Below are 21,925 nucleotides of genomic sequence, written 5' to 3' on the forward strand. Positions count from 1 at the left end.
GATTCAGGAACCGACCAGGTTGACGCGGATCCCGGCCTTGCGCAGCAGCTTCTCGAGCTGGCCGAAGGCGTGGCGCTCGGCGCCGTCCGGGCGCTTCCACAAGCGCCATACCGCATACAGCACGATCACATAGACCAGCGCGCCGACGGCCGCGCACAGCAGTAGCGCCAGCACGTAATCGAGCGAATGCTGGCGCAGGTTCAGCTGGCTTTTCACCCCGAGCACCGCCGCCGCGACGGCGCCGGAAGCGATCAGGGGCCGCACCAGCTCGCGGCAGAATTGCGTGTAGCCCAGGCCGAGGCACTGCGCGACCATGGCCTGGTTCACCGGGATCATCACGATGGCGGTGCCCAGCGAGGCCCACGCCGCGCCCATCGCACCCCAGCCGGAAATCGCCGGATACAGGACGGCGAGATAGATCGCGACCTGGATGCTGCCGATGATGGTGCTGCGCTTTGCCATGCCGAGCGCCAGGTAGACATAAGGAATGTTGGTCTGCAGGGCCTTGATCACGCCGAACACCGCCAGCAGCTGGATCAGCGGGATCGCGTCCAGCCACTTCCAGCCCAGCACCGCAGGCACGAACAGGTCGGCCACCACGGCCACCCCGACGCCCGCCGGAATCGCCACCAGCGCGATCGAGGCGATCACCTTGAGGAAGGTGTCGCGCAGCTTGTCCATGTCATGGGCTGCCTTCGCGTAGCCGGGGAAGGCCGCGCGGTTGATCGGCGCGACCAGTTCGTTCGAGGGCAGGGTCGAGATCTCCATGCCGATCGAGAACACGCCGACCGAGGGAGCGCCCGACAGGCGCGCGAGCAGGAAGGGCGCCGAGCGGTTCTGGAGGAAACCGAACAGGTTGTTAATCACCAGCCACTTCGAGGTGTGGAACAGCTCGAGCTTGGACTTCAGCGAGAACCGCGGACGGTAGGTGCTCATGTAATAGGACAGCGCCACCGACAGCGCGGTGCTCGACAGCTGGCCGATCACCAGCGCCCAGTAGTTCTGCAGCCACAGGGCGAGCGGAATGGTGACGACCAGGCTGGACATGCGCTTACCGAGCAGGAACTTGAACTCGCGGTCGAACTGCATTTCGCGGCGGAAGGCGACGGTGCCGATGTTCGAGAAGCCTTCCAGCGCGAAGCCGAAGGCCAGCGCATAGATGATGGCTTCCAGCCGCGGATCGCGGTAGAACTGCGAGGCCGGCAGGGCCAGGGCCGCCAGCACCAGGCCGCAGGCGACCGAGAAGACCACGGTGAAGGTCCAGGCCGTGTCGAACTGGTCGCGTCCCGCATTGCGGTTCTGGATCAGCTGCACTTCGAAACCGAAGGAAATCAGGAGATTCAGGGCCGAGAGCAATACCATCGACATGGCGACCAGGCCGAAGTCCTCGGGCTGGAGCATGCGCGCCAGCACGATGGTGCTGACGAGGCCGATGCACTTGTCGACCATCTTGAATGCCACCATCCAGGCGGCGCCCTTGGCGATCTGCTTGTTGATGCTGCCGTTTTCGCTCATGCTGCGGCCTCGTCGAACAAGTCGGCCAGCTCGCGCGCCTTGTGCGCGCGCGAAGCGCGCGCCACGACCTCGTCGTCGGCGATGTGGGCGCTGCCATCGCGCACCGCCGGGATGAAGCGTTCCAGGGCGGCGGCGATCTGCGCGCTGGCGTCGGGATCGACGATATCGTCGAAACCCGCGCCGCGCAGCACGGCGGCGGTTTCGCCGACCGGATCGACCAGGCCCAGTACCGGCTTGCGCGCCCTGAAGTATTCGTAGATCTTGGCCGGGATCTGGTTGTTGAACGGGGTGCCCTGGAACAGCAGCAAACCGTCGGCGGCCAGCATCTCGTTCAGCGCTTCGCGGTAGGAAAGCGGCGGCAGCACCTCGACGACGTCGTCCAGGCCGAGGGCCGTCACCTGCGCCGCGACGCCCGGAACGTCGCCGGGCGCGCGCAGGATCACGCGCAGCGATCCGGCGTCGATGCCGCCGGCGGCCTTCAGGACGGCGAGGGCTTCCAGGAAGGCGGCGGGATTGCGTCCGTTCTTGTACAGGATGCCGCTGTGCAGCAGCGTGACGCGGCGCCCACGCGCCTGCGGCGCTGTCGCTTCCTCCATCAGGCGTCCGAACTCCTCTTCGTCGAAGCCGTTTTCGATGACCCGGAACTTGGCCGGGTCGACGTTCGGGAAGCGCGCCTTGCAGGTCTCGAGGGCGCGCTGCGTGGTGAAGACCGCGAAGCTGCAGCGCTGCATGGCCTGCTTCTCGATCCAGCCGTAGATGGCGCGCTGGCGTGCGGAGGTCGGGTAGGCAGGCTGCATCATCGGATCGCGGAAGTCGGCGATCCAGGGCAGGCCCGTGAGCCGGTGCAGGACCAGCCCGATCAGGTGGGCGGTGGCGATCGGGAAGGTCGACCAGATCACGCCGGCCTGGTGGCGGCGCACCAGGCGCAGCCCGGCGACGACGCCATGCGCCAGCCAGCTCACCCAGCGGTCGGGCAGCGCCATCAGCTCCAGGTAGCGCCCGCCGAAGCCCAGGTGGCGCTTGGTGTCGAGCGCGAAGGCGCGTTGCACCACGAGGTCGCCCGGCAGGCTCGCCAGCTGCGAGTCGTTGTGCTGTTCGTAGGCGCGCGCGTTGGCGGACAGAACCAGCGCCTCCCAGCCGTGCCGGCGCAGGTACTTCGAAAAACTCAGGGTACGCTGGATGCCGCTGCTGCCCGCCTGTGGCGGAAAGTGGAAGGCGACCAGCAGCGCTGTCTTCTTCTTCATGGATGAATCACTCGCTTACAGATACTGCAAAAAAGGTCAGGCCGCCAGCCAGCGCAGCAGGCGCAGGCCGAACATCAGGGGGGTCTGGTCCCAGGGGCGGCTGCGCGCCAGCGCGTAGCGGTTGCCATGCTTCGTGATGGGCCCCGGTTCCGTGGTGAAGGCGGCGACGAAACCGGCTTCGCGCGCCATCGCGGCGTGGCGCGCGTCGAAGTCCTTGCCGGCCTTGCCGTTCGGGTAGGCGAACAGCCTGACCGGCTTGCCCAGCATCGCCTCCAGCTGCTCCTTGCCGGCCACGATTTCCCGGCGCGCTTCGTCGTCGTTCAGGCTGGTCAGGATCGGGTGCGACACCGTGTGCGCGCCGATCTCGATGCCGTGGCGGTCGAGGTTCAGGATCATCTCCGCGGTCAGCATCAGGCCGTGGGCGCCCGCGCCTTCCCCGACCATGGCGCTGAGGCTGTCGACCAGCGCCAGGCGCGCCGTCGGCGGCAGGTACTTGGACGACTCGGTCAGTTCTGCCAGCGTGGCCTTGCGCGCGTCCAGGGTATGCAGGGAATAGCTGCCCATGTCGAGGTGGCGCAGGTCGAGCTGCCCGGCCGGCAGGTGCTGCACCGCTTCGATGATGCAGTCGTTCCACATGTCGCGGTCGCCGATGTGGCCGCTCGTGACGAAGACCGTGGCCGGCAGGCCGAACTCCCGCAGCACCGGCAGCGCCAGGTCGTGCACCGAGCGGTAGCCGTCGTCGAAGGTGATCGACAGCGCGCGCGGGGGCAGCTTGCCGGCGTCGAGCGCAGCCAGGGCTGCGGACAGGGGCAGGACGTTGAAGCAGCGGGCCAGCAGAGCCATCTGCCAGCGGAAGGTCGCCACGTCCGGTTCCGATTCGAGCATCGGATCGGGGCCCGCCAGGATCCGGTGGTAGTTGACCACGCACAGGCGGTTGCCGCGGCCGGCCAGGGCGATGGCGTTGCCGACGGTGCGGATGAGGCGTTCGTTGATGCGTGAATTGTGAAGGACTGTCATTGGCGGGCGTCGCTCTGCGTTGCGGTAGACGGTATCACAGGCGCCCGGCTACGGCCGGCCGGCGGGCGGCCAAACAGGTCGGCCGGCGAACGGGGAAACAGGAAGCGTCGGGTGAGCGGCTGCTCGGCCAGGAAGCGCGCCAGCGGGACGGTCAGCAGCACCGTGGCCAACAGCGACACCGTGAACAAGGCGGCGACCGGCCAGCCGGCGGTAAAGCGCAGCAGGACCTTGTACACGCCCAGCGCCACGAAGGCGTGGAATAGGTAGACCTGCAGGCTGTACTTGCCGGCCAGCGCGAGCAAGCCCTCCAGCCTGAAGCGCGCCAGCTGGAACAGCATCAGAACCCCCGTGACCGCCTCCAGGTCGTTGATCAGGAGCGCACCGGGAGCGCGGTAATCGGCCACCATGCCGAAGCCGATCTCGTTATACAGGCCGGCGCGAATCTGTGCATGCTTGACCGCTACATAGATCGTGCCGGTGACCAGCAGGGCCGCCAGCGGCGCAATGCGCTCGAAGATCCGGCGCTGCAGCAGGACGCCGAGGTAGGCCAGCGGGACCACGTACACCGCCGGCAGCAGGCCGAGCGGCAGGTAAGGCGCGAACTCGCGGGACACGGTGCCGACGAACAGATGGGCCACGCACAGCAGCACGATGGCAATGGCCTTGCCGGTCCTGCCGCTGTTCTCGATCGCCATGCGCAGCGTGACCAGGGAGATAAAGGCGGGCAGGAACCACAGCAGCGCCATGTCAGTCACCTGCTTCAGCAGTGCCGAATTGCCGCTGTATAGGACGTGGAGCCAGCGCAGGGCCTGCTCGCCCGCGGTAACAGGCTCAACCCAGGCCACCACGATTGCCATTGCGGTCACCACCAGTAGATAGGGGAAATACAGACGGAACAGGTAGTTTAAATAGTCGCGCGACCAAGGGGCAGCTGGCCGCAGGAAAGGCATCATCAGGAAACCGACCACGTGGAAGGAAAACCCTTCGAGGAAGCCGCGGAACAGGTTGCGCGAAAACTCGTTGTGGTCCACCACAACGAGCAGCACGAGAATGCCCTTGAGCACGTTCTGATTCATCGAGCAAGCTCCTTGAGGGATGCGGGCAGGATGCGCCCCTCCAGCACGATCAGGAGGGCGAAGATGGCGAAGATCAGGTCGAAGTAGGCGAAACTGAGTGCTGCACCGCCGAGAGCGAAGGCGAAAATGCTGAGCTGCAGCATGGTGGCAAGCGAGCGGACCCAGTCCGGCGCGCCCAGCTCTTTCGCCTTGCCTGCGATGCGCGCGGCCTTGAGGAAGGCACCGCCCAAGCAGGCAACGTAAATGGCCAGGCCCACGAAGCCCTGGTTGCCCAGCACCTGGAAGTAGACGCTGTGGGCCGCGCGCGCGATCTCGGTGTTCGGCAAGGCGTCCCCGGTATAGAACCAGGAATACGAGAAGAACTGCTGCGACAGCTTCGACCAGACCGGGAAGTATTCGAGCGCCTTGAAACCGCCGCCGAAGACCGGATTCTGAACTGCCAGGATGAAGCTGAGCTTCCACGCGACCACCCGGCCCATGAAGGAAGCATCGCCGTCGGCCGACTCGATCGTGTTCATGCGCGACATCCACTCTTCCGATGCCACCATGGACAGGCCGCCAGCCAGCAGCACCAGCAGGATCAGCACCGGGATCTTGCGGTCGGTCTTGATGAAGAGGTAGGCGCCGAAGCCCGCCAGCGCGATGAAGCCGCCGCGCGACTGGGTGCCGATCACGGACGCCACCAGCAGGCACATTGTGCCGAGCAGGGCGAGCCAGAGCAGGCGCGAACGCTTGCCGTATTCACCCAGCAGGTAATAGCAGATCGGCAGCGTCATCACGAAGGCCACCGCCAGCTCGTTGCGGTCGCCGAGCACGTGACCGGTCAGTCCTTCGATCTTGTGGCCGCCGCCGCTACCAAGGAATTTCAGCCCTTCGAGATCGGCATAGAAGCCTACCGATAGCACCACGCACCACAGGAAGAAGTCGATATGCAGCTTCTTCTGCACCACCAGCAGAATGAACACGAACAGAACGATAACCTTGGCGAAGCGGTTCCAGTAGTCCCAGGAGATATCGGGAGGCGCCAGGGTCATCATGGTCGACAGCGTCGTCCACAGGAAGAACAGCAGTACCAGGCTGCCCAGGCGGCCCGGCTGGAATTTCGGCTTGTCGCGCATCGCCAGATAGCTCAGTATGGCCACACCAGTGAACAGCAGGTTGTAGCGGATGTGCGAGGCGGGGCCGTAGACCCAGGCGTTGGGGAAGAACAGCGCGGTCCAGATCCACATGCCGAGGCCGATGAAGGGCCGTTTGGCCATGAAGTAGAGCAACAGTGGCAACAGGCCCAGAAGTACCAAGTCACGCATGGATCAGCGACGCCCCCGCTTGTCTTGCTTCGGTTTCTTTCCCGATTCCGCCTCGTCGGCGCGCAATGCCCAGTAACACGCGAAGGTGACGACCAGCAGGTCGAGGGCCCAGAGTATGGATTCCATCGTGTCGGATCAGTTAGTGCCGCTTAGCACGCGAGCGCGCGCGAGGGCTGGCGCAAGCGCCGGTTGAGAATGTCCTGGAACAGGGCGATCTGCCCCGCGGTCGTATCGTCCCAGCTGAAGCGCTCCGCATAGCGGCGGGTGGCGCCGCGGTCAGGGTAGGCCGCGCGCAGGCGCGTGACGGCATCGGCCACGCCCTGCGGCGTGCGCTCGTCCATCAGGACGCCCGTCTCGGGCGCGGCGACCACTTCGGGGGTGCCGTAGACGCGGCTGGCCACCACCGGCGTACCGCAGGCCATCGATTCGAGCAGGACGTTGGCCCAGCCCTCGCGCGAGGAAGCCAGCACCAGGGCGTCGGCATTGCCGTAGTGTCCGCGCAGCTGGGCCTGGGGTACGGCGCCGAGGAATTGCACGCGCGCTTCAACGCCGAGCTCGCGCGCCAGCGCTTCCAGCATGCCGCGGTTGGGGCCGTCGCCCGCCACCACCAGGCGCACACCCGTCAGCAGGGGCAGGGCGGCGACGATCAGCTCCTGGGCCTTGACCGGCACCAGATGGCCGACCGTGAGCAGGGTGAACAGCGAGTTCGGTGTGCGCTCGATCGGGCGGAACAGCTGCAGGTCGACGCCGTTGCGCAGGGAGGTCACGCGCTCTGGCGGCACGCCGAGGGCGACGACTTCCTCGCGCAGGGCGTGGCAGACCGTGATGACGGCGTCGGCGCGATTGGCCGCCCATTTGATCATGCGGCGCGGCAGCGCGTACTGCGGCAGCAGTGTGATGTCGGAGCCGCGCGCCGTGATCACCAGCGGCTTGTTGAAGTAGCGCGCCAGCATGGCCGCGGCGACGCCGTCCGGGTAAAAATAATGCGCGTCGATCAGGTCGAAGTCATAACCTTCGTCGAGGATGCGCGCGATCGCGGGCTTTGCCGCCTGGGCCAGCAGCAGCGGGGCGACGTTCATGCCGATCTTCGGCAGCACCGGGTAGCGCGGATGTTCCACCTGCAGGCCGTGGCGCACTTCGCTCTTCGGCACCCTGGCCAGCTTCGCGTAGTCGCCGAAGCGCGGATGCTTCAAGGGGAACCAGCCGATCGGCGCGACCACGCGCGATTCGACCTGGCCGCTTGCGACCAGGTGGCGCAGGCGGGTTTCCACGAAGATTCCGTGGCCCGGTTTTTCCGTGTTGGGGAAGAGGGTGCTGAAGGTCAGGATCTTCATGCAGCCTGCGATGCGGTGGCGCGGCCGGTCAGGCGGCCGTAGATGTTCTTGTAGCGGGCAACGCTCACCGGCCAGTTGCGTTCGGTCTCCACGTATTCGCGGCCGGCCGCGCGCAGCGCCGGCCAGCGTTCCTGGGCGCGCAGCAGGGCGCCGACCTTGTCGGCCAGCGAAGCCGGATCGTCGGCCTTGAACAGCACGCCGGTCTTGCCGTCGGCGATCAGTTCCAGGTGGCCGCCCACGTCGGATGCGGCCAGGATGCGGCCCTGGGCCATCGCTTCCAGGGGCTTGAGCGGGGTAACCAGGTCGGTCAGGCGCATCGACAGGCGCGGATAGACCAGCACGTCGAGCAGGTCGTAGTACTTCTGCACCTGGTCGTGCGGCACGCGGCCGGTAAACACCACCTTGTCGGTGATGCCCAGGTCCTGCGCCAGCTGGCGCAGCTGGGCGTCCTGGGGCCCGCCGCCGACCAGCAGCACGCGCAGGTCCGGCAGCTCCTGCGCCAGCTGCGGCACGGCGCGCAGCAGGATGTCCAGGCCTTCGTAGGCGTAGAAGGAGCCGATGAAGCCGATCAGGCGCGAGCCCTGCAGGCCCAGCTTCGTCTTGAGTTCCTGGTCGGCGCTGCCGCCCACCGAGAACTTGTCGATGTCGACCGCGTTCGGGATCACGGTGACCTTGTCGGCCGGGATGCCGCGCGCGACGATGTCTTTACGCAGGCCTTCGCAGATGGTGGTGACGGCGTCGGCGCGCTTCAAAGCCCAGGTCTCCAGCGCCCGCGTGGCGCGGTAGCGCAGGCCGTTCTCGCTGCTGGTACCGTGGTCGACCGCCGCGTCTTCCCAGAAGGCGCGCACCTCGTAGACCACCGGGATGCCGAAGCGCTTGCCGGCGCGCAGGGCGGCGACCGCGTTCAGGCTGGGCGAGTGGGCGTGCAGCACGTCGGGTTTCACCACCGGGATGATCTCGGCCAGGCGTTTGGTGAGGCCGTCGATGACTTCCTTCTGGTTCAGCACGGGCAGCTTGGCCAGCGCGCTTTTCGAGCCAGGGGTGCGGTAGAAGTGCAGGCCATCCACGGTTTCCTCGAGCTGTTCGCCCGAGTTCTGCTTGGAGCCGGTGACGTGGAAGGTTTCCCAGCCGAGCGCGCGCTGTTCGCGCAGGATCGAGGCGGTACGGAAGGTGTAGCCGCTGTGCAGGGGGATGGAGTGGTCGAGGACGTGAAGGACTCGCATGTTCTTGTGGTTCCGGTTGCGCTTGTTGCGTTGTTCTGTTCTGGTTTATGCGGCGGCGGCGATGGCCGGGGCGCTGTCCTGGGCGCCGGCGCCGTTTTTGCGCAGGAAGGCGTCGAACATCAGCACCGACCACAGGGTCGTGCTGTGGTCCTTGGCGCCGGACTGGTGCTCGTCCACCATCTGCTTCAGAAAAGCCGGGTTGAAGATGCCGGTGTCGAGCAGGGCCGGATTGAGCACCGCGCGGCGCATCGCGTCCGCCAGCGGGCCGCGCAGCCAGGCCGCCAGTGGAATCGAGAAACCCTGCTTCTTGCGGTACAGGATGTCCTCCGACAGATAGGGCTGCAGCGCCTTCTTGAAGATGTGCTTGCCCTCGCCGTTGCGCAGCTTCGAACCGGACGGCAGGCCCGACACCCATTCGACGAACTGGTGGTCGAGCAGGGGCACGCGCACTTCCAGCGCATGGGCCATGCTGGCGCGGTCGACCTTGGTCAGGATGTCGCCCGGCAGGTAGGTCTTCATGTCGAGGTACTGGATCAGCGACAGCGGGTCGTCGGTCGGCGCGTTCTTCGCATAGCCGCGCATCACCTCGACCGCGCGATAGCCCTGCAGCTTCTGCTTGAAGCCGCTGGAGAACAGCTGGCCGCGGATGCGGTCGTTGTTGATCGAGACGCCGTGGAAGTAGCCCTCGGTGAGGTCGCGCGCCAGCGCCTCGAAAGTGGTCTTGGCGCGGAACATGCGCGGCGCCCAGTCGGCTTTCGGATACACGGCGCCCAGCACGCCGAAGACGGGTTTGCGCACGGCCAGCGGCAGCAGCGAGCGCACGCGGTTCTCGCCCATCGCCATGCGGTGGCGGCGGTAGCCGGCGAAGTTCTCGTCGCCGCCGTCGCCCGACAGGGCCACGGTGACGCGCTTCCTCGCCAGCTGGCAGACGCGGTAGGTCGGGATCGCCGAGCTGTCGGCATACGGTTCGTCGTAGAGCGCGGCCAGGGTGTCGAGCAGGCCGTAGTCGTCCTTGTCGACGGTCTCGCACTGGTGATTGGTCTTGTATTGCGCAGCCACCTGGCGCGCGTACTCGGACTCGTCGAATGCCGGGTCGTTGAAGGCGATCGAGCAGGTATTGACCGCGCCGTCGCTGACGCCGGCCATCATGGCCACCACGGCGCTGGAGTCGACGCCACCCGACAGGAAGGCGCCCAGCGGCACGTCCGAGATCAGGTGGCTCTTCACCGCTTCGCGCAGGCGTTCGATCAACTGCTCTTCCATCTCGCGCTCGCTCATCGCGGCGTGCGGGGCGAAGGGCACGTCCCAGTACTGTTTCGATTCCGGCACCGGCTGGCCCACACGCAGGGTGAGGGTATGGCCCGGCAGCAGCTTCTTCGCGCCCGTAAAGATGGTGCGCGGTTCCGGCACGTAGCCATAGGCGAAGTATTCTTCGACGGCCAGCGGGTCGATTTCGCGCTTCAGGTTCGGCAGGGTGAGCAGGGACTTCAGTTCGGAACCGAAGGCGAACATGCCGTCGTCAAGGACCGCGTAGTGCATGGGCTTGATGCCGATGCGGTCGCGCGCCAGGAACAGGGTCTGTTTCGGGCGGTCCCAGATTGCGAAGGCGAACATGCCGCGCAGGTGGACGACGCAGTCCTCGCCCCACTGCTCGTAGGCGTGGACGATGGTTTCGCTGTCCGAGGGCGTGCGGAAGACGTGGCCCAGGCCCTGCAGTTCGGCGCGCAGTTCGCGGAAGTTGTAGATCTCGCCGTTGAACACGAGGGCGATGGTCTCGTCCTCGTTGAACAGCGGCTGCAGCCCGGCTTCCAGGGCGATGATCGACAGGCGGCGGTGGCCGAAGGCCAGGCCGGGCTCCAGGTGCAGGTCGCCCTCCACCGGGCCGCGGTGGAACTGGCTCTCGTTCATCCGGTGCAGCAGGTGGCGGTCGATGGCGCGGCCGCCCTGCATATCAAAAATTCCAACTATTCCGCACATGGTGTGATCGCTTTTTTCGGGAGTGTCTTGGTCTGGCACAGTTCGTCGTACAGTGCGACGTAGGCGGCCAGCATGGCCTGCATGCTGTATTGCTGCTCGACGCGTGCGCGTCCTTGCGCGCCATGGCGGCGCGCCAGCGCGCGGTCCTTCACATAGGGGAGAATCGCCGCGGCCAGGGCTTGCGGGTCGCGCGCCGGCACCAGGGCGCCATTCGCGCCAGGTGTGACCAGGTCGGGGATGCCGCCCACCGCGGTGGAGACCACCGGCAGTTCGCTGGCCATCGCTTCGAGCATGGTTACCGGCGTGCCTTCGGCGATCGAGGACAGGGCGAACAGCGAGAAGCTGCGCATCACGGGCGCCACGTCGCTGCGCGGGCCGGGGAGGAAGGCGCAGTCCTGCAGGCCGAGCGCGGCCACCTGGCTTTCCAGCTGCGCGCGCAGCGGGCCGTCGCCCACCAGCACCAGGCGCAGTTTTTCATTCGGAAGCTGGCGCCGCAGCAGGGCAAAGGCCTCGACCAGGGTGGCCTGGTCCTTGACGTCCTGCAGGCGGCCCACGGTGCCGATGACGAACGCATCGGGATCGCTCTGCCAGGCTTCCGCCATGCCGGTCTCGCCGGCTCGGAAGCGTTCGGTGTCGACGCCGTTGTCGATGAGCTGCAGCTTGCGGGCGGGGATGCGCACCACCCGCTCCAGCCAGCCTTGCAGGTCGCGCGATACCGGCACGTAGCGGTCGATGACGGGCGTGAGCAGGCGGCGCAGCAGATTGTGTTTCGGGTTGACGCCTTGCGGGTCGCGCGCGTCGCGGCCGTGTTCGGCGTGGATGCGCACCGGCACGCCGGCGGCCCAGGCGGTGGCCGCGTATTCGATGGCGCCGAGGTTGTAGGTGTGCAGGATGCTCGGCTTCATGCGGCGCAGCAGGCGGAACAGGTCCGCGTGGGTGCCGAGGGCCAGGCCGGCCGGCTTGTGCAGGGCGACCAGTTCCACGTCCGGGCGCGTGATGCGCTGGGCGAAGTCGGTGTAGTCGGTCAGGCAGATCACCGCGTGGCGGTAGCGGCCGGGCGCCATGCGGTTGATCGTGTCGACCAGCAGCGTCTCCAGGCCCCCGATGTCCAGGCGGTAGATCAGGTGCGCCACCAGCGGCGGCGGCGCGAGCACACTATGCTGCACGGCGTTCATCTCAGCGTCCCCGTGCCTTCACGAGGGCGGCATCCACCGCGCCGAAGTTCTGGGCCAGGAAGGCGCGCAGGGCGGCGCGCGCCGCATCCTGGCTGTCGGCGGCCGGGGCGGCGATCGCCACCAGCGCGCCGTCGTCGCCGCGGAACTGCAGCTTGCCCTGGGCCTGGCGCAGCTTGCCCACCACATTGCTGGTCAGGTACTGGCCGTCGACCCACATCACGTGCCAGACCACCAGCTTGCCGTCGTTGCTGTGCATGACCGCTTCGCGCAGCGCCAGGCTGCGTCCGCCGGCCTGCTCGCTGCGCAGGCTGGATGCGACCGGATGGAAGGCATCCTTGTCGCCCGCCAGGCGGTTGACGGAACTGATCAGGCCCTTCTGCTTGGTCTGGTTGCGGTAGTACAGCAGCTGCAGCTGCACCGGACGGCCGTCCGGCGCCACGTAGACGCGCTTCACGCGCGCGTCCGGCTCCATGTAATGGACTTCCCAGTCGGGGAAGCCGGCGGTTTGCGGCCAGGCCACGGCCGGCTCGGCCAAGGCAACCGGTGCCGGGTTGAGGTTGGCGCGCTCGTTGACGGTTGCAAAGGCCGGCCACATGGCGGCGACCGCGACCACCGCCACGGCCATCGGCAGCAGCGCGGCGGCCTTGCCCGGGACGGCGGCTGCCTGCACCGGCGCCGGAGCGGCCGCGGCGGCAGGCTGATCGTCCTCGCGCCAGTAGCTGCCGATCCAGAACATGATGAACATGATCACGCCGAAGAACAGCCAGCCGTAGACCAGGTGGTCGACGCCGGTGGCCAGTTCCATGCCGCTCATGTGGCCGATCATCACGATGCCGTAGGCGCGCAGCCAGTTGGCCACGATCGGCACCACGATCGACAGGCCGATGAAGACGGCGCGGCGGGTGTTCGAGCGGTAGGTCAGGTAGGCGTACAGACAGCCCAGGGTGATCGAGGAGATCAGGTAGCGGATGCCGCTGCAGGCCTCGACCACCGACCAGCTGCCGGTCGGCAGCTCGAAACGGGTGCCGTTGCGCAGCACCGGGATGCCGGTGGCCTGCACCGCCCACACGGTGAAGTCGGCCGTGTAGTTGATCAGGGGCTCGACGAAGATCTCCCCGAACGGCACGGCGAACAGCAGGAACAACAGCGGGAAGGTGAATTTCGACGCCAGGCGCGGGCCGAGCAGGGTGAGCGCGGCCAGCGGGAACATCGACACGAAGGCGTACTGCATCACCACCTGCACGTCGCCCATGCGGCCGGCGAGCCAGGCGGCGCCGGCGCCGGCGAGCAGCAGCAGGCCCGGCCACCAGGGGCGCGCCGGCAGGCGCGCGAACCAGGCGCGCTGGCGCCAGATCAGGCCGAGGCTGATCGGCAGGATCACGTAGCCGTGGGCGAAGGTCTCGGAGCTGTTCCAGATCGCGACCATCGAGGCGGCCGTCTGCCAGTACAGCAGGAATGGTGCGATCAGGGCCAGCGCGAGAGCGATGGCGGAGGCTGCCGGCATCCGGATGGGGGCGGCTGCCGGCAGCGCAGTGGCGTCGACGCCGGGTGGAGGTTTCAGGAACATTCGAGTCGCTCCCCGATGCAGGCCAGGTTGCTAGGCCAGCTGTACTTGCGTTCAACCCTGGCGCGTGCGGCCAGGCCCATGGTGTTGTCCTGGCATGCCAGCAGATTCGCCACCGCGTCGGCAAAGCCGGTCGCGTCATTGGCCAGCACCAGTTCGCGGCCCGGTTCGGCCTCGATGCCCTCGAGCGCCTGGGGCGAGACGACCACCGGGGTGGCCATCGCCATCGCCTCGAGCACCTTGTTCTGGATGCCGCGCGCGATGCGCAACGGCGCCACCGCGGCGCGCGCGTGGGCGATGTAGGGGCGCACGTCCGGCACGGTGCCGGTCACGACGATGTTCGCCTGCTTGCCCAGTTCCAGCACGGCCGGGCTTGGCCGCGCGCCGACGATGTAGAAGGTAAGGTCGGGCAAGCGCGCGCGCAGCAGCGGCATCACGTCCGCGGCAAACCACTGCACCGCATCGACGTTGGGCCAGTAGTCCATGGCGCCGGTGAACACGATGGCGCGCTCTCCCTCCTTGAAGGGAGTAGCGCCGGCGGCGTCGGGCGAGAAGTAGTCGGTGTCGACGCCATTGCTGAAGAAGCCGATGCGCGCATCGCTTTCCGGGGCCAACTGGCGAAAGAGGTCCGCCTCCGGCGCCGAGACGAACAGCGAAGCGTCGTACTCGCGCGCCACCTGGCGCTCGTAGGACAGCAGCTGGCGCGCCTCGTGGCGGTACAGCCAGCTCATGGGCCAGGATTTCTTGTCGGCGTACTGGCGCCACTTATCGGAGTCGACATCGCAGAAGTCGACCACGCGGCGCGCGTTCGGGTACTTGTCGGCGTACTGCGCCATCGCCGAGGAGAACACCAGCACGCGCTCGATCTTGTGGGCAGCCACCGTCTGGTCGACCCAGCGCTGCATGCCTGCGTCGCGGTAGTAGTCGAGCGAGAGCGAGCGGTTCTTCACCAGCGCGCCGAGGCTGCGCACGCGGGCGAGCGTGGGGTTCAGGCTGGCGAAGTGGCTGCTGGCGCACATCTTTTCCACCGTCGGCACGTGCTGCCAGTCGTCGGCGTCGTCGACAAACGTCGCTAGGTGCACCCGGTAGTCGCGCGCCAGGTGCTTGAGCAGGTGATACGAGCGGATCTTGTCGCCCTTGTTGGGCGGGTAGGGGATCCGGTGGATCAGCAGGAGCAGGTCTTCCACGTCTTATCCCAGGTTGCGCACGATGTAGGGGCCGAGGAAGTTCGCCACGGGCAGCGGCAGCTTCTTCCACATCTTGATGAAGAGCTGGTACTTCGGATTCAGCGGATTGTTGTCCGGCAGCTGGTCCGATGCGTACAGCTTGTACTCGTAGGGCAGCGGCTCGGCCGTGAAGCCCCAGTTCTTCTTGAAGTCGTAGGCGCCGGTGCCCAGCTTGCTGCGGCCGTAGTCGAAGATGCGGCAGCCACGCGCGGCGGCGGCCTGCATCAGGTTCCAGTACATGAAGTCATTGCCGGCTACTTCGCGCGCCAGGTCCATGCCGCCGCCGTAGTAGGGCACCACCTCGTCGCACCAGTAGAAGGACAGCACCGAGGCCACCAGGCGGTCGTCGCTGGTGTAGATCGAGCGCACCTCGCACTCGTCGCCGAAGGTCTGCTGCAGCAGGGCGAAGTATTTTTTCGGGAATACCGGAGTACCCAGGCGCAGCACGCTGTGGGCATAGGCCTCGAACATGCGGTCGACGTTGTCTTCCACAACGCCCTTCAGGCCCAGCTTGATCCCCTTGCGCACCATGGCGCGCTGCTTGCGCGGGATGGCGTTCAGGTTCGCCTCGTCGTCCGCGCTGATCTCCTTGCGGAAGGTGACGTAAAGCTCCTTGGTATGGAAGCTCGGATCGTCGGGGTGGGCACGCTTCATGCCGCGGTATTCGAGGTGGCCGACGGCCAGCTCGCGCGCCAGCTTGTCGGCGGCCTCGTCGAGCAGGACACGGGCGTTGTCATCGGTGGCGGCCACGCCGCCGTAGACGCAGAAGGGCATGGCGCCCAGCGAGTGGCCGAACAGGCGGCTCTTGATCTCCGCGAGCGGCAGCACGCCCTGGATCTGGCCGTCCTGCTGGACGTAGTAGAACCAGGTCTTGATGCCGAAGGATTGCTCGATCACTTTCTGCCAGCCCGAGAGGTGGAAGAAGGTGGCGTCGGGGCAGGCGCGCACGAATGCGTCCCAGCGGGCGTAGTCCTGCGGTTGCAGCAGGTGGAGCGTCTGCGGACCGGTGGCCTGGACCGGGGCGGCGCGTTTGGCCTGTGCGGCTTCGATGATCGAGTTCATGCGGTGATGCCTTTGCAGTTCTGTTCGGTGCTACTGACGGTCGAGGAAGATGCGGTCCATGCGGTCCCACGCGAAATCGCGCGCCAGCTGCTCGAGGCGGCTTTCCATGCGCTTGATGTTGACGTAGTGGCGGAAGCGCGACTTGGCGTCCAGGCCTTCGGGGCGCGGCTGGCCCGGGTCGAGTTCCCAGGGGTGGAAATAGAACAGGGCCGGCTGGCGGTCTTCGCGGTTCACCTTCTGCATCATCCAGCGCGACAGGGCGTAGGGCAGCAGGCGGAAGTAGCCGCCGCCGCCGGCCGGCAGGTTCCGGCCCAGCATGTTGACGGTGGTGACCGGCACTTCCAGCAGGCCGTCCGGGCCGTGCGGATAGAAGGCGAAACGCGGCGCGTCCGGCATGCCGTAGTGGTCGTGGGCGATCGGGTAGATGCTCGAGCTGTAGCGGTAGCCGGCTTCCTGCAGGGCCTCCAGGGCCCACAGATTGGCGTGGCCGATCGAGAAGCTCGGCGCGCGGTAGCCGATCACTTCCTGGCCGCCGATGTCTTCCAGCAGCGCTTTCGAGGAACGGATGTCGTTGTCGAACTGGGCGCGGGTCTGGTCGGAGGCGCGCAGGTGGCCGTAGCCGTGGCTGGCCAGTTCGTGGCCGGCGGCGACGATCTTCTTCACCATGCTTGGGTAGCGCTCGGCGATCCAGCCCAGGGTGAAGAAGGTGGCCTTCACGCCATGGCGTTCGTAGATCGCCAGGATGCGCTCCATGTTCGCCTCGACGCGGCATTCGCGCGTGGGCCAGGAGTCGCGGTCGATGTAGGGAGCGAAGGCCGAGACCTGGAAGTAGTCCTCGACGTCGCAGGTCATGGCGTTCTTGATGCGCTCGCCGGGAGCGGGCACGGGGCGCGGAGCAGGGGCGTAGAGTTTCATTCCTGGTTGTCCATGTGCTGAGCGGCCGCGCCCTGGGGCGTGGCGACGATTTTTTTCAGGATCGACAGTACCGAGACGATCGACTTCTCGAGTCGCATCATGCGTTCGTCGAGGATTTCGACGCTGGCGGCCCTGCGCTCGCCGCTGCGCTGGTCCAGCGAGCGCAGTTCACCCGGCAGCGCGGCCGGATCCGGCTCGCCCACGGCGTCCGGCAGCTCGAATTCTTCCGAGATGTCGCGCACCACCGTGTTGATGTCGGCTTCGCCGAAGGCGTGCAGCTCTTCCAGGTAGCCCATCAGGAGCACCCGGTCCATCAGGGTATTGGTCTTGCGCGGGATGCCGCCGCTGTAGGCATAGACGGCGGCGTAGGCGCCATCGTCGAAAGACGGGTCGCCCTTCCAGCCGACCGTGGCCAGGCGGTGTTCGACGTAGGCGCGGGTTTCCTGCGCATCCATCGGGCCCAGGTGGTAGCTGGCGATCACGCGCTGGCGCAGCTGCTGCATGCCGGGGCTGTGCAGGGTGGCGCGGAATTCCGGCTGGCCGAGCAGGAAGGTCTGCAGCAGCGAGCGGTCGTCGGTCTGGAAGTTCGACAGCATGCGCAGTTCCTCGACCGTGCGCGCGTTCAGGTTCTGGGCTTCGTCGATGACGAGCAGGGCGCGCTTGCCCTGGCGGTCGACGCCGCGCAGGAACTGTTCGAGGCGGTTGAGCAGCTCGGCCTTGCTGGCGCCTTCGAAGGGCAGGCCGAAGGCGGAGACCACCATGCGCAGCGTGTCTTCCGGATCGAGGCTGGTGTTGACGATGTGGGCGGCCACGATCTGGTCGGTCGGGATTTTATTCAGCAGGTTGCGCACCAGCGTGGTCTTGCCGGCGCCGACTTCGCCCGTGATGACGATGAAGCCTTCGCCCTGCGACAGGCCGTACTCGAGGTAGGCCATGGCGCGCTTGTGGCCCTTGGAGCCGAAGAAGAAGTGGGGGTCCGGGCGGAGCTGGAAGGGCTTGGCGGACAGTCCGTAGTAGGTTTCGTACATCGTGCTCGGTCCTGCTTAGAGCTGCATGAAAAGGGTTGCCGCAAGGGCGTTCTCGGTATAGCTGCGCAGCGTGAGGCTGCCGTTGCCCTCGGTGTCGCCGCTGCGCCGGCGCAGCTCGAGCGAGCCGGTCAGGGTGCGGCCAATCTTGGTATTGAAAGCCAGGCGCAGCAGGCGCTGGCGGCTTTCGACTCCGGTGCCGAGCGATTCGCTGCGGCTGAGATCCGCGCTGCCCACCAGGCTCGAGCGCTGGCTCAGGCGATAGGTCGCCGTGGCGCTGGCGCCGTACTGACGCACATTGTTGTTGAGCGAGGCAAGCTGGCCGCCGAGCAGGGCGCTGTCGGTTTCCTGGCTCGACAGGGCGATGCGTTCGTTGCCGTACGCGCTCAGGATGGCGTTGCTGCGCAGGCCCCGGAAGGCGGCCGAGCCTTGCAGCTGCTTCTGGCGCATGTAACGGTTGGTCAGGTAGTTGACGCTGTCGGCCAGGCTGGGCGGCAGGCCGGTGGCCTGGATATAGGCTTCCACGGCTTGCCGGCGCTGCACCGGGTCCGGGATCGACGTCAGGAACAGGCGGTCGAGCAAGGCGGCGGTATCGACGGCCGACGGCAGCGTGAATTGCGAGCGGCTGTTGGTGATCGCGTCGCTGTAGCTGAGAAGCCAGACCGACTTCCGGCTGCGTATATTGGCCATCAGCGAGCCCGTCGTGCCATAGAAGTGGCGGCCGATCGACGCCTCGATCGTGGTGCGCTGGGACGGGGTCCATGAGAAACCGGTGGACCAGTTGCGGCCCGCGGTCCGTCCTCCGAGAGCCTGGTAGTCGTAACGGTCGTAGCCGACGTTCGCGGTGAGCGCGAATGAATGCAGGAGCTGGTAGCGCAGCCGGCCGCTGACGTTCTCGGTCGAGGACTCGCCGGCGAATTCCTGCTCCAGGTCCTGGCGGTTGTAGTTCACACCCCACCCGAGCTTGCCGGCGCCCGGCAGGCTGTCGAGGCTCGCGGTGACGGTATCGGCCAGGCTGTCGCCGAAGCGGCTGCGCTGGTCGCTTTCGACCGAGTCCCGGGTATAGCGCAGCGTGGCGCGCGCGCTGTGGCCGAGCTTTTGCGTCAGGTAGGGGCTGATGCGCCAGGTCCTGACCTCGGTGCTGTTCAGGTCCGAATAGGGCCGTTCCTCCGCCCGCGGGCCGAAGGCCGACGTGCTTTGTCGGCTGCGGCCGGCGTTGGCGTCGATGTACAGCAGGTCTTCGGCCAGGATGCCGCGCAGGTCGGCGCCGTACTGGGCGAAGTTGTCGCTGCGGTTGCGCTTCGATGCTTCTTTCAGGTAGAAGAACTGGCGGAAGGAGCCTGTTGCCGACACCTGCAGGCGGCGGCTGTTATGCGCCAGGGAGAACCCGGGTGTGACTTCGGAAATCAGGTCGCTGTGCTTGTCGCTCCCGCTGCGCAGGTCGACGTTGTCGGTATAGGTTTCGACGATGTTCAGCGACGGCGTGAAACGCCAGTCCGCCCAGCACGCGGGAGCCGCGAGCAGGGAGGCGAGCGCCGCGGCGAGCGGCGCGAGGCGCAGCGTCCGTCGCTCAACCGTAGTGGTAATCATACGTCTCTTCGATGCCAGGAATGTCCCTGGTCTTGTTGTAGATGAGATTGACGTTGTTGAAGCCTTCCAGCTTGTGCAGGGCTTCCTTGACGGCGTGCTGGGTCGTGGTCTGCGCCTCGACCACCACCACGATCTGGCCCATGTGGCTGGCCAGCACCCGCGATTCGCTGGTCAGCAGCAGCGGCGGCGAATCGAAGATCACGACCCGGTCCGGATAGCGGTTGGCGATTTCGGTGACCAGGCTGCTCATCGTCGAACTCGCCAGCAGTTCGGTGGCGCGCGGGGTGCTGGTGCCGGCCGGCAGGATCGACAGTGTGTCGACATTGGTGCGCAGCAAGACGTCGGACAGGTCGAGCTTGTCGTCCACCAGGATGTCCATCAGGCCGCGCTGGGCGGGCAGGCCGAGGGTGCGCAGCACCGAGGGACGGGCGACGTCGGCGTCGACCAGCAGCACCGTATGGTCGAGTTCCATCGCGATGCTCATTGCCAGGTTGATGGCGCAATAGGTCTTGCCTTCGCCCGGCAGCGAGCTGGTGATCATGATCAGGTTCGGCGGCATCTCGCCTTCGGCGCGCTCGCCGAAAGCGCGTTTGAGCAGCGGGCGCTTGATGATGCGGAATTCCTCGAGCAGGGTGGTGCGTCCGCCGGCGGCGGTGACCATGCCCATGTCGCGCATCTTCGCCAGGTCGAGGTCGACCATGCGCGGATTGGCGCGGGCGCCGCCCGCCGCGGGGGCGGCAGGGGCGGCGACGTCCGGGGCGGCGGTGTGGGCGCTGGCGGGGGCCGCGACGGCCACGGGCGCTTCCAGCACGGCGACCGGCTCACGATCCGACAGTGCCAGCGATGCATCGGCGCTGTCGGCCGGGACGGTGACGGTGACGGGGACAGCCACGGCGTTGCTACGCTGGCGGTCGATGCGGCTTGCTGCTTTTTCGATAATGCTCACGTTGACTCCTTGGGTGCGGCGCTTACAGCGACGGACGCACGAGAATGGCGGCGACACCGGCGCCATAGGTGCCGAACAGCACCAGCACCGAGGCGGCGAGCGCCATCAGGCGGCGCTTGCGGCGCACGGTCTGGCCGGCGGTCCAGTTCATGCTGATCGAGCCCAGGATCGGGACCTCGGTGGCCTCGCGCAGGGCGGCCTGGCTCAGGAAGGTCGGGCGCAGCTGGCTCATCAGGAAGGCGCCGGCCAGGCCGGCGAACAGGGCGGCGGCGAACACGGCCGAGAACAGCAGCATGCGGTTCGGGCCCGATGGCAGCGCCGGCGCGGTTGGTGGATCGACCACGCGGAAGGTCAGCATGTCCGTGGCCGAGGACAGGTCGCCCGACAGCTTGGCCGACTCGCGGCTGGCCACCAGCTTCTGGTAGTTCTCGCGGTTGACCTGGTAGTCGCGGTTCAGCTGGGCCAGCTGGGCTTCGATTTCCGGCACTTCCGCGCTCTGCGAGCGCAGGCGGGTCAGGCGCGACGAGTATTCCGCGACACGCGCCTGCAGTGAGGCCACGCGCGCTTCGGCCTCGGACAGCGAGAACTGCAGTTGCTGCTGCATCGGGCTCAGGCTGGCGCCGGTATCGACTGCCGTGCGCGGACGCTTGCTTTCCTCTGCCTTGCGTGCCTGCAGCTGTTCCAGCAGGCGGCGGTTGGCGATGATGTCCGGATGCTGCTCGGTATATTGCAGGCGCAGGGCGTCGAGGTTCTTGGTGGCGGTGGTGATGCGCGACTCGAGTTCCGGATCGATCGGGGCCGGCGCGGCGCGTTCGCCCGGCGCCGCCGGGATGCCCGCGACCTGGCGGCGGATGGCATTGCGGGCCTGCTCGGCTTCGGCCAGTTCCAGGCGCGCCTGGCTCAGGGCTTCATTGGTGCCGTTCACGCGCGAACTGAAGTCCGCGCCTTCGCTCGGCAGCATGCCCATATTGCGGATCTTGAATTCCTTCAGCGAGTTCTCGGCAGCAGCCAGCTTTTCCTCGTAGTTGCGGATCTGGTCGTCGATGAACTGGACCGCCTTTTCGGAATCCTGCTTCTTGCCGCCGAAGCTGCCTTCGACGAAGATGGTGAGGAAGGCCTGCACCACGTCCTTGCCCTGCTGGGCGCTCGGCCCGGTATAGCTGATGGTGTAGATGTCGTCGCGTTCCGTGCCGGCGATCTTGATCTGCGACGTCAGTTTCTCCACCATGGCCTCGTGTTCCTTGGGGGTGGAGGCCTTGACGTCGAGGTCGACCATGCGCATCACCCGCTCCACGTTCGGGCGGCTGATCAGCGTGCGGCGCATGAACATGACCTGCTGGTCCAGGTTCGGCATCATGGTCATGCCGGACAGCAGGGGTTTCAGGATGCTCTGGGTATCGACGTAAACCCGGGCCGAGGCCTCGTACTGATTGGGGAGCTTGAGGACGACCGCCCAGCCGCACAAGGCGACGATCCAGGTGATCACGACCGCATGCCAGCGATATTTGCCGATCGCCTTCAGGAAATTCAGGACCAGCGCTGTCAGTTCTGCCATCTTGTCAATCTCACATCAACGTCCGGAAAACCCGGACTCAACAATCATTAAACGTGTTGCATGATCGCTTGTACATCAAGCAATTGCAATTGCGCCTCGGAAAATTTGCCGCTTTCTTTACTAAATGAACCTAGTTTGCAACACAAATTCCGCCAAGCAAGACATCTCGTGCTC

Annotated in this window: 17 protein-coding genes; all 17 read right to left on the reverse strand. The window is 66.6% G+C overall.

Going from position 1 to position 21,925, the window contains the following annotated elements; genetic code table 11:
* Positions 1–3: 3 nt before the first annotated feature.
* The 17 genes from ACQ7JA_RS12780 to ACQ7JA_RS12860 all read right to left on the reverse strand — a co-directional run bounded on the left by ACQ7JA_RS12780 (position 4) and on the right by ACQ7JA_RS12860 (position 21,751).
* Positions 4–1,515 (reverse strand): lipopolysaccharide biosynthesis protein, encoded by a 1,512-nt coding sequence (locus tag ACQ7JA_RS12780; RefSeq protein WP_430898202.1) that lies wholly within the window; start codon positions 1,513–1,515, stop codon positions 4–6.
* The gene (locus tag ACQ7JA_RS12785) at positions 1,512–2,759 is read right to left on the reverse strand and encodes a glycosyltransferase (RefSeq protein ID WP_430898207.1); all 1,248 of its coding nucleotides are present in this window, start codon (positions 2,757–2,759) and stop codon (positions 1,512–1,514) included. The genes ACQ7JA_RS12780 and ACQ7JA_RS12785 overlap by 4 nt, the downstream gene beginning before the upstream one ends.
* 36 nt (positions 2,760–2,795) lie before the next feature.
* Positions 2,796–3,776: a polysaccharide deacetylase family protein gene (locus ACQ7JA_RS12790; RefSeq protein WP_430898210.1), complete on the reverse strand. Its 981-nt coding sequence runs from the start codon at positions 3,774–3,776 to the stop codon at positions 2,796–2,798.
* The gene (locus ACQ7JA_RS12795; RefSeq protein WP_430898212.1) at positions 3,773–4,852 is read right to left on the reverse strand and encodes an acyltransferase family protein; all 1,080 of its coding nucleotides are present in this window, start codon (positions 4,850–4,852) and stop codon (positions 3,773–3,775) included. Before ACQ7JA_RS12795 ends, ACQ7JA_RS12790 begins: the two co-directional genes overlap by 4 nt.
* Entirely contained in the window at positions 4,849–6,159 is a 1,311-nt protein-coding gene (locus ACQ7JA_RS12800) for a putative O-glycosylation ligase, exosortase A system-associated (protein WP_430898214.1), read from the reverse strand. Before ACQ7JA_RS12800 ends, ACQ7JA_RS12795 begins: the two co-directional genes overlap by 4 nt.
* A gap of 149 nt (positions 6,160–6,308) precedes the next feature.
* The gene (locus ACQ7JA_RS12805) at positions 6,309–7,493 is read right to left on the reverse strand and encodes a glycosyltransferase family 4 protein (protein WP_430898216.1); all 1,185 of its coding nucleotides are present in this window, start codon (positions 7,491–7,493) and stop codon (positions 6,309–6,311) included.
* Entirely contained in the window at positions 7,490–8,716 is a 1,227-nt protein-coding gene (locus ACQ7JA_RS12810; protein WP_430898218.1) for a TIGR04063 family PEP-CTERM/XrtA system glycosyltransferase, read from the reverse strand. The genes ACQ7JA_RS12805 and ACQ7JA_RS12810 overlap by 4 nt, the downstream gene beginning before the upstream one ends.
* Before the next feature lie 45 nt (positions 8,717–8,761).
* A complete protein-coding gene (locus tag ACQ7JA_RS12815; protein ID WP_430898220.1) occupies positions 8,762–10,693 on the reverse strand; it encodes an XrtA/PEP-CTERM system amidotransferase in 1,932 nt (643 codons plus the stop codon).
* Positions 10,681–11,868: a TIGR03088 family PEP-CTERM/XrtA system glycosyltransferase gene (locus ACQ7JA_RS12820; RefSeq protein WP_430898222.1), complete on the reverse strand. Its 1,188-nt coding sequence runs from the start codon at positions 11,866–11,868 to the stop codon at positions 10,681–10,683. The genes ACQ7JA_RS12815 and ACQ7JA_RS12820 overlap by 13 nt, the downstream gene beginning before the upstream one ends.
* 1 nt (position 11,869) lies before the next feature.
* Positions 11,870–13,435 (reverse strand): exosortase A, encoded by a 1,566-nt coding sequence (gene xrtA / locus ACQ7JA_RS12825; RefSeq protein ID WP_430898224.1) that lies wholly within the window; start codon positions 13,433–13,435, stop codon positions 11,870–11,872.
* Positions 13,426–14,619, reverse strand: a complete 1,194-nt coding sequence (locus ACQ7JA_RS12830) for a TIGR03087 family PEP-CTERM/XrtA system glycosyltransferase (protein ID WP_430898226.1) — start codon at positions 14,617–14,619, stop codon at positions 13,426–13,428. The genes xrtA and ACQ7JA_RS12830 overlap by 10 nt, the downstream gene beginning before the upstream one ends.
* A gap of 3 nt (positions 14,620–14,622) precedes the next feature.
* Complete coding sequence (locus tag ACQ7JA_RS12835) at positions 14,623–15,720, reverse strand: FemAB family XrtA/PEP-CTERM system-associated protein (protein WP_430898228.1); 1,098 nt, start codon at positions 15,718–15,720, stop codon at positions 14,623–14,625.
* A 30-nt stretch (positions 15,721–15,750) separates the two neighbouring features.
* Positions 15,751–16,635 carry an XrtA system polysaccharide deacetylase gene (locus ACQ7JA_RS12840; protein ID WP_430898230.1) on the reverse strand — a complete coding sequence of 295 codons (885 nt, stop codon included), beginning with the start codon at positions 16,633–16,635 and terminating at the stop codon, positions 15,751–15,753.
* Positions 16,632–17,663 carry an XrtA/PEP-CTERM system-associated ATPase gene (locus ACQ7JA_RS12845; protein WP_430898232.1) on the reverse strand — a complete coding sequence of 344 codons (1,032 nt, stop codon included), beginning with the start codon at positions 17,661–17,663 and terminating at the stop codon, positions 16,632–16,634. Before ACQ7JA_RS12845 ends, ACQ7JA_RS12840 begins: the two co-directional genes overlap by 4 nt.
* 15 nt (positions 17,664–17,678) lie before the next feature.
* Complete coding sequence (locus ACQ7JA_RS12850) at positions 17,679–19,250, reverse strand: TIGR03016 family PEP-CTERM system-associated outer membrane protein (protein WP_430898234.1); 1,572 nt, start codon at positions 19,248–19,250, stop codon at positions 17,679–17,681.
* On the reverse strand, positions 19,231–20,196 hold the full coding sequence (locus ACQ7JA_RS12855; protein WP_430898236.1) for an XrtA-associated tyrosine autokinase: 966 nt from the start codon (positions 20,194–20,196) through the stop codon (positions 19,231–19,233). Before ACQ7JA_RS12855 ends, ACQ7JA_RS12850 begins: the two co-directional genes overlap by 20 nt.
* Positions 20,197–20,218: 22 nt before the next feature.
* Positions 20,219–21,751, reverse strand: a complete 1,533-nt coding sequence (locus ACQ7JA_RS12860; RefSeq protein WP_430898238.1) for an XrtA system polysaccharide chain length determinant — start codon at positions 21,749–21,751, stop codon at positions 20,219–20,221.
* Positions 21,752–21,925 lie beyond the last annotated feature (174 nt).

This window comes from Massilia sp. BKSP1R2A-1 (assembly GCF_050586525.1).
Lineage (GTDB): Bacteria > Pseudomonadota > Gammaproteobacteria > Burkholderiales > Burkholderiaceae_D > Telluria.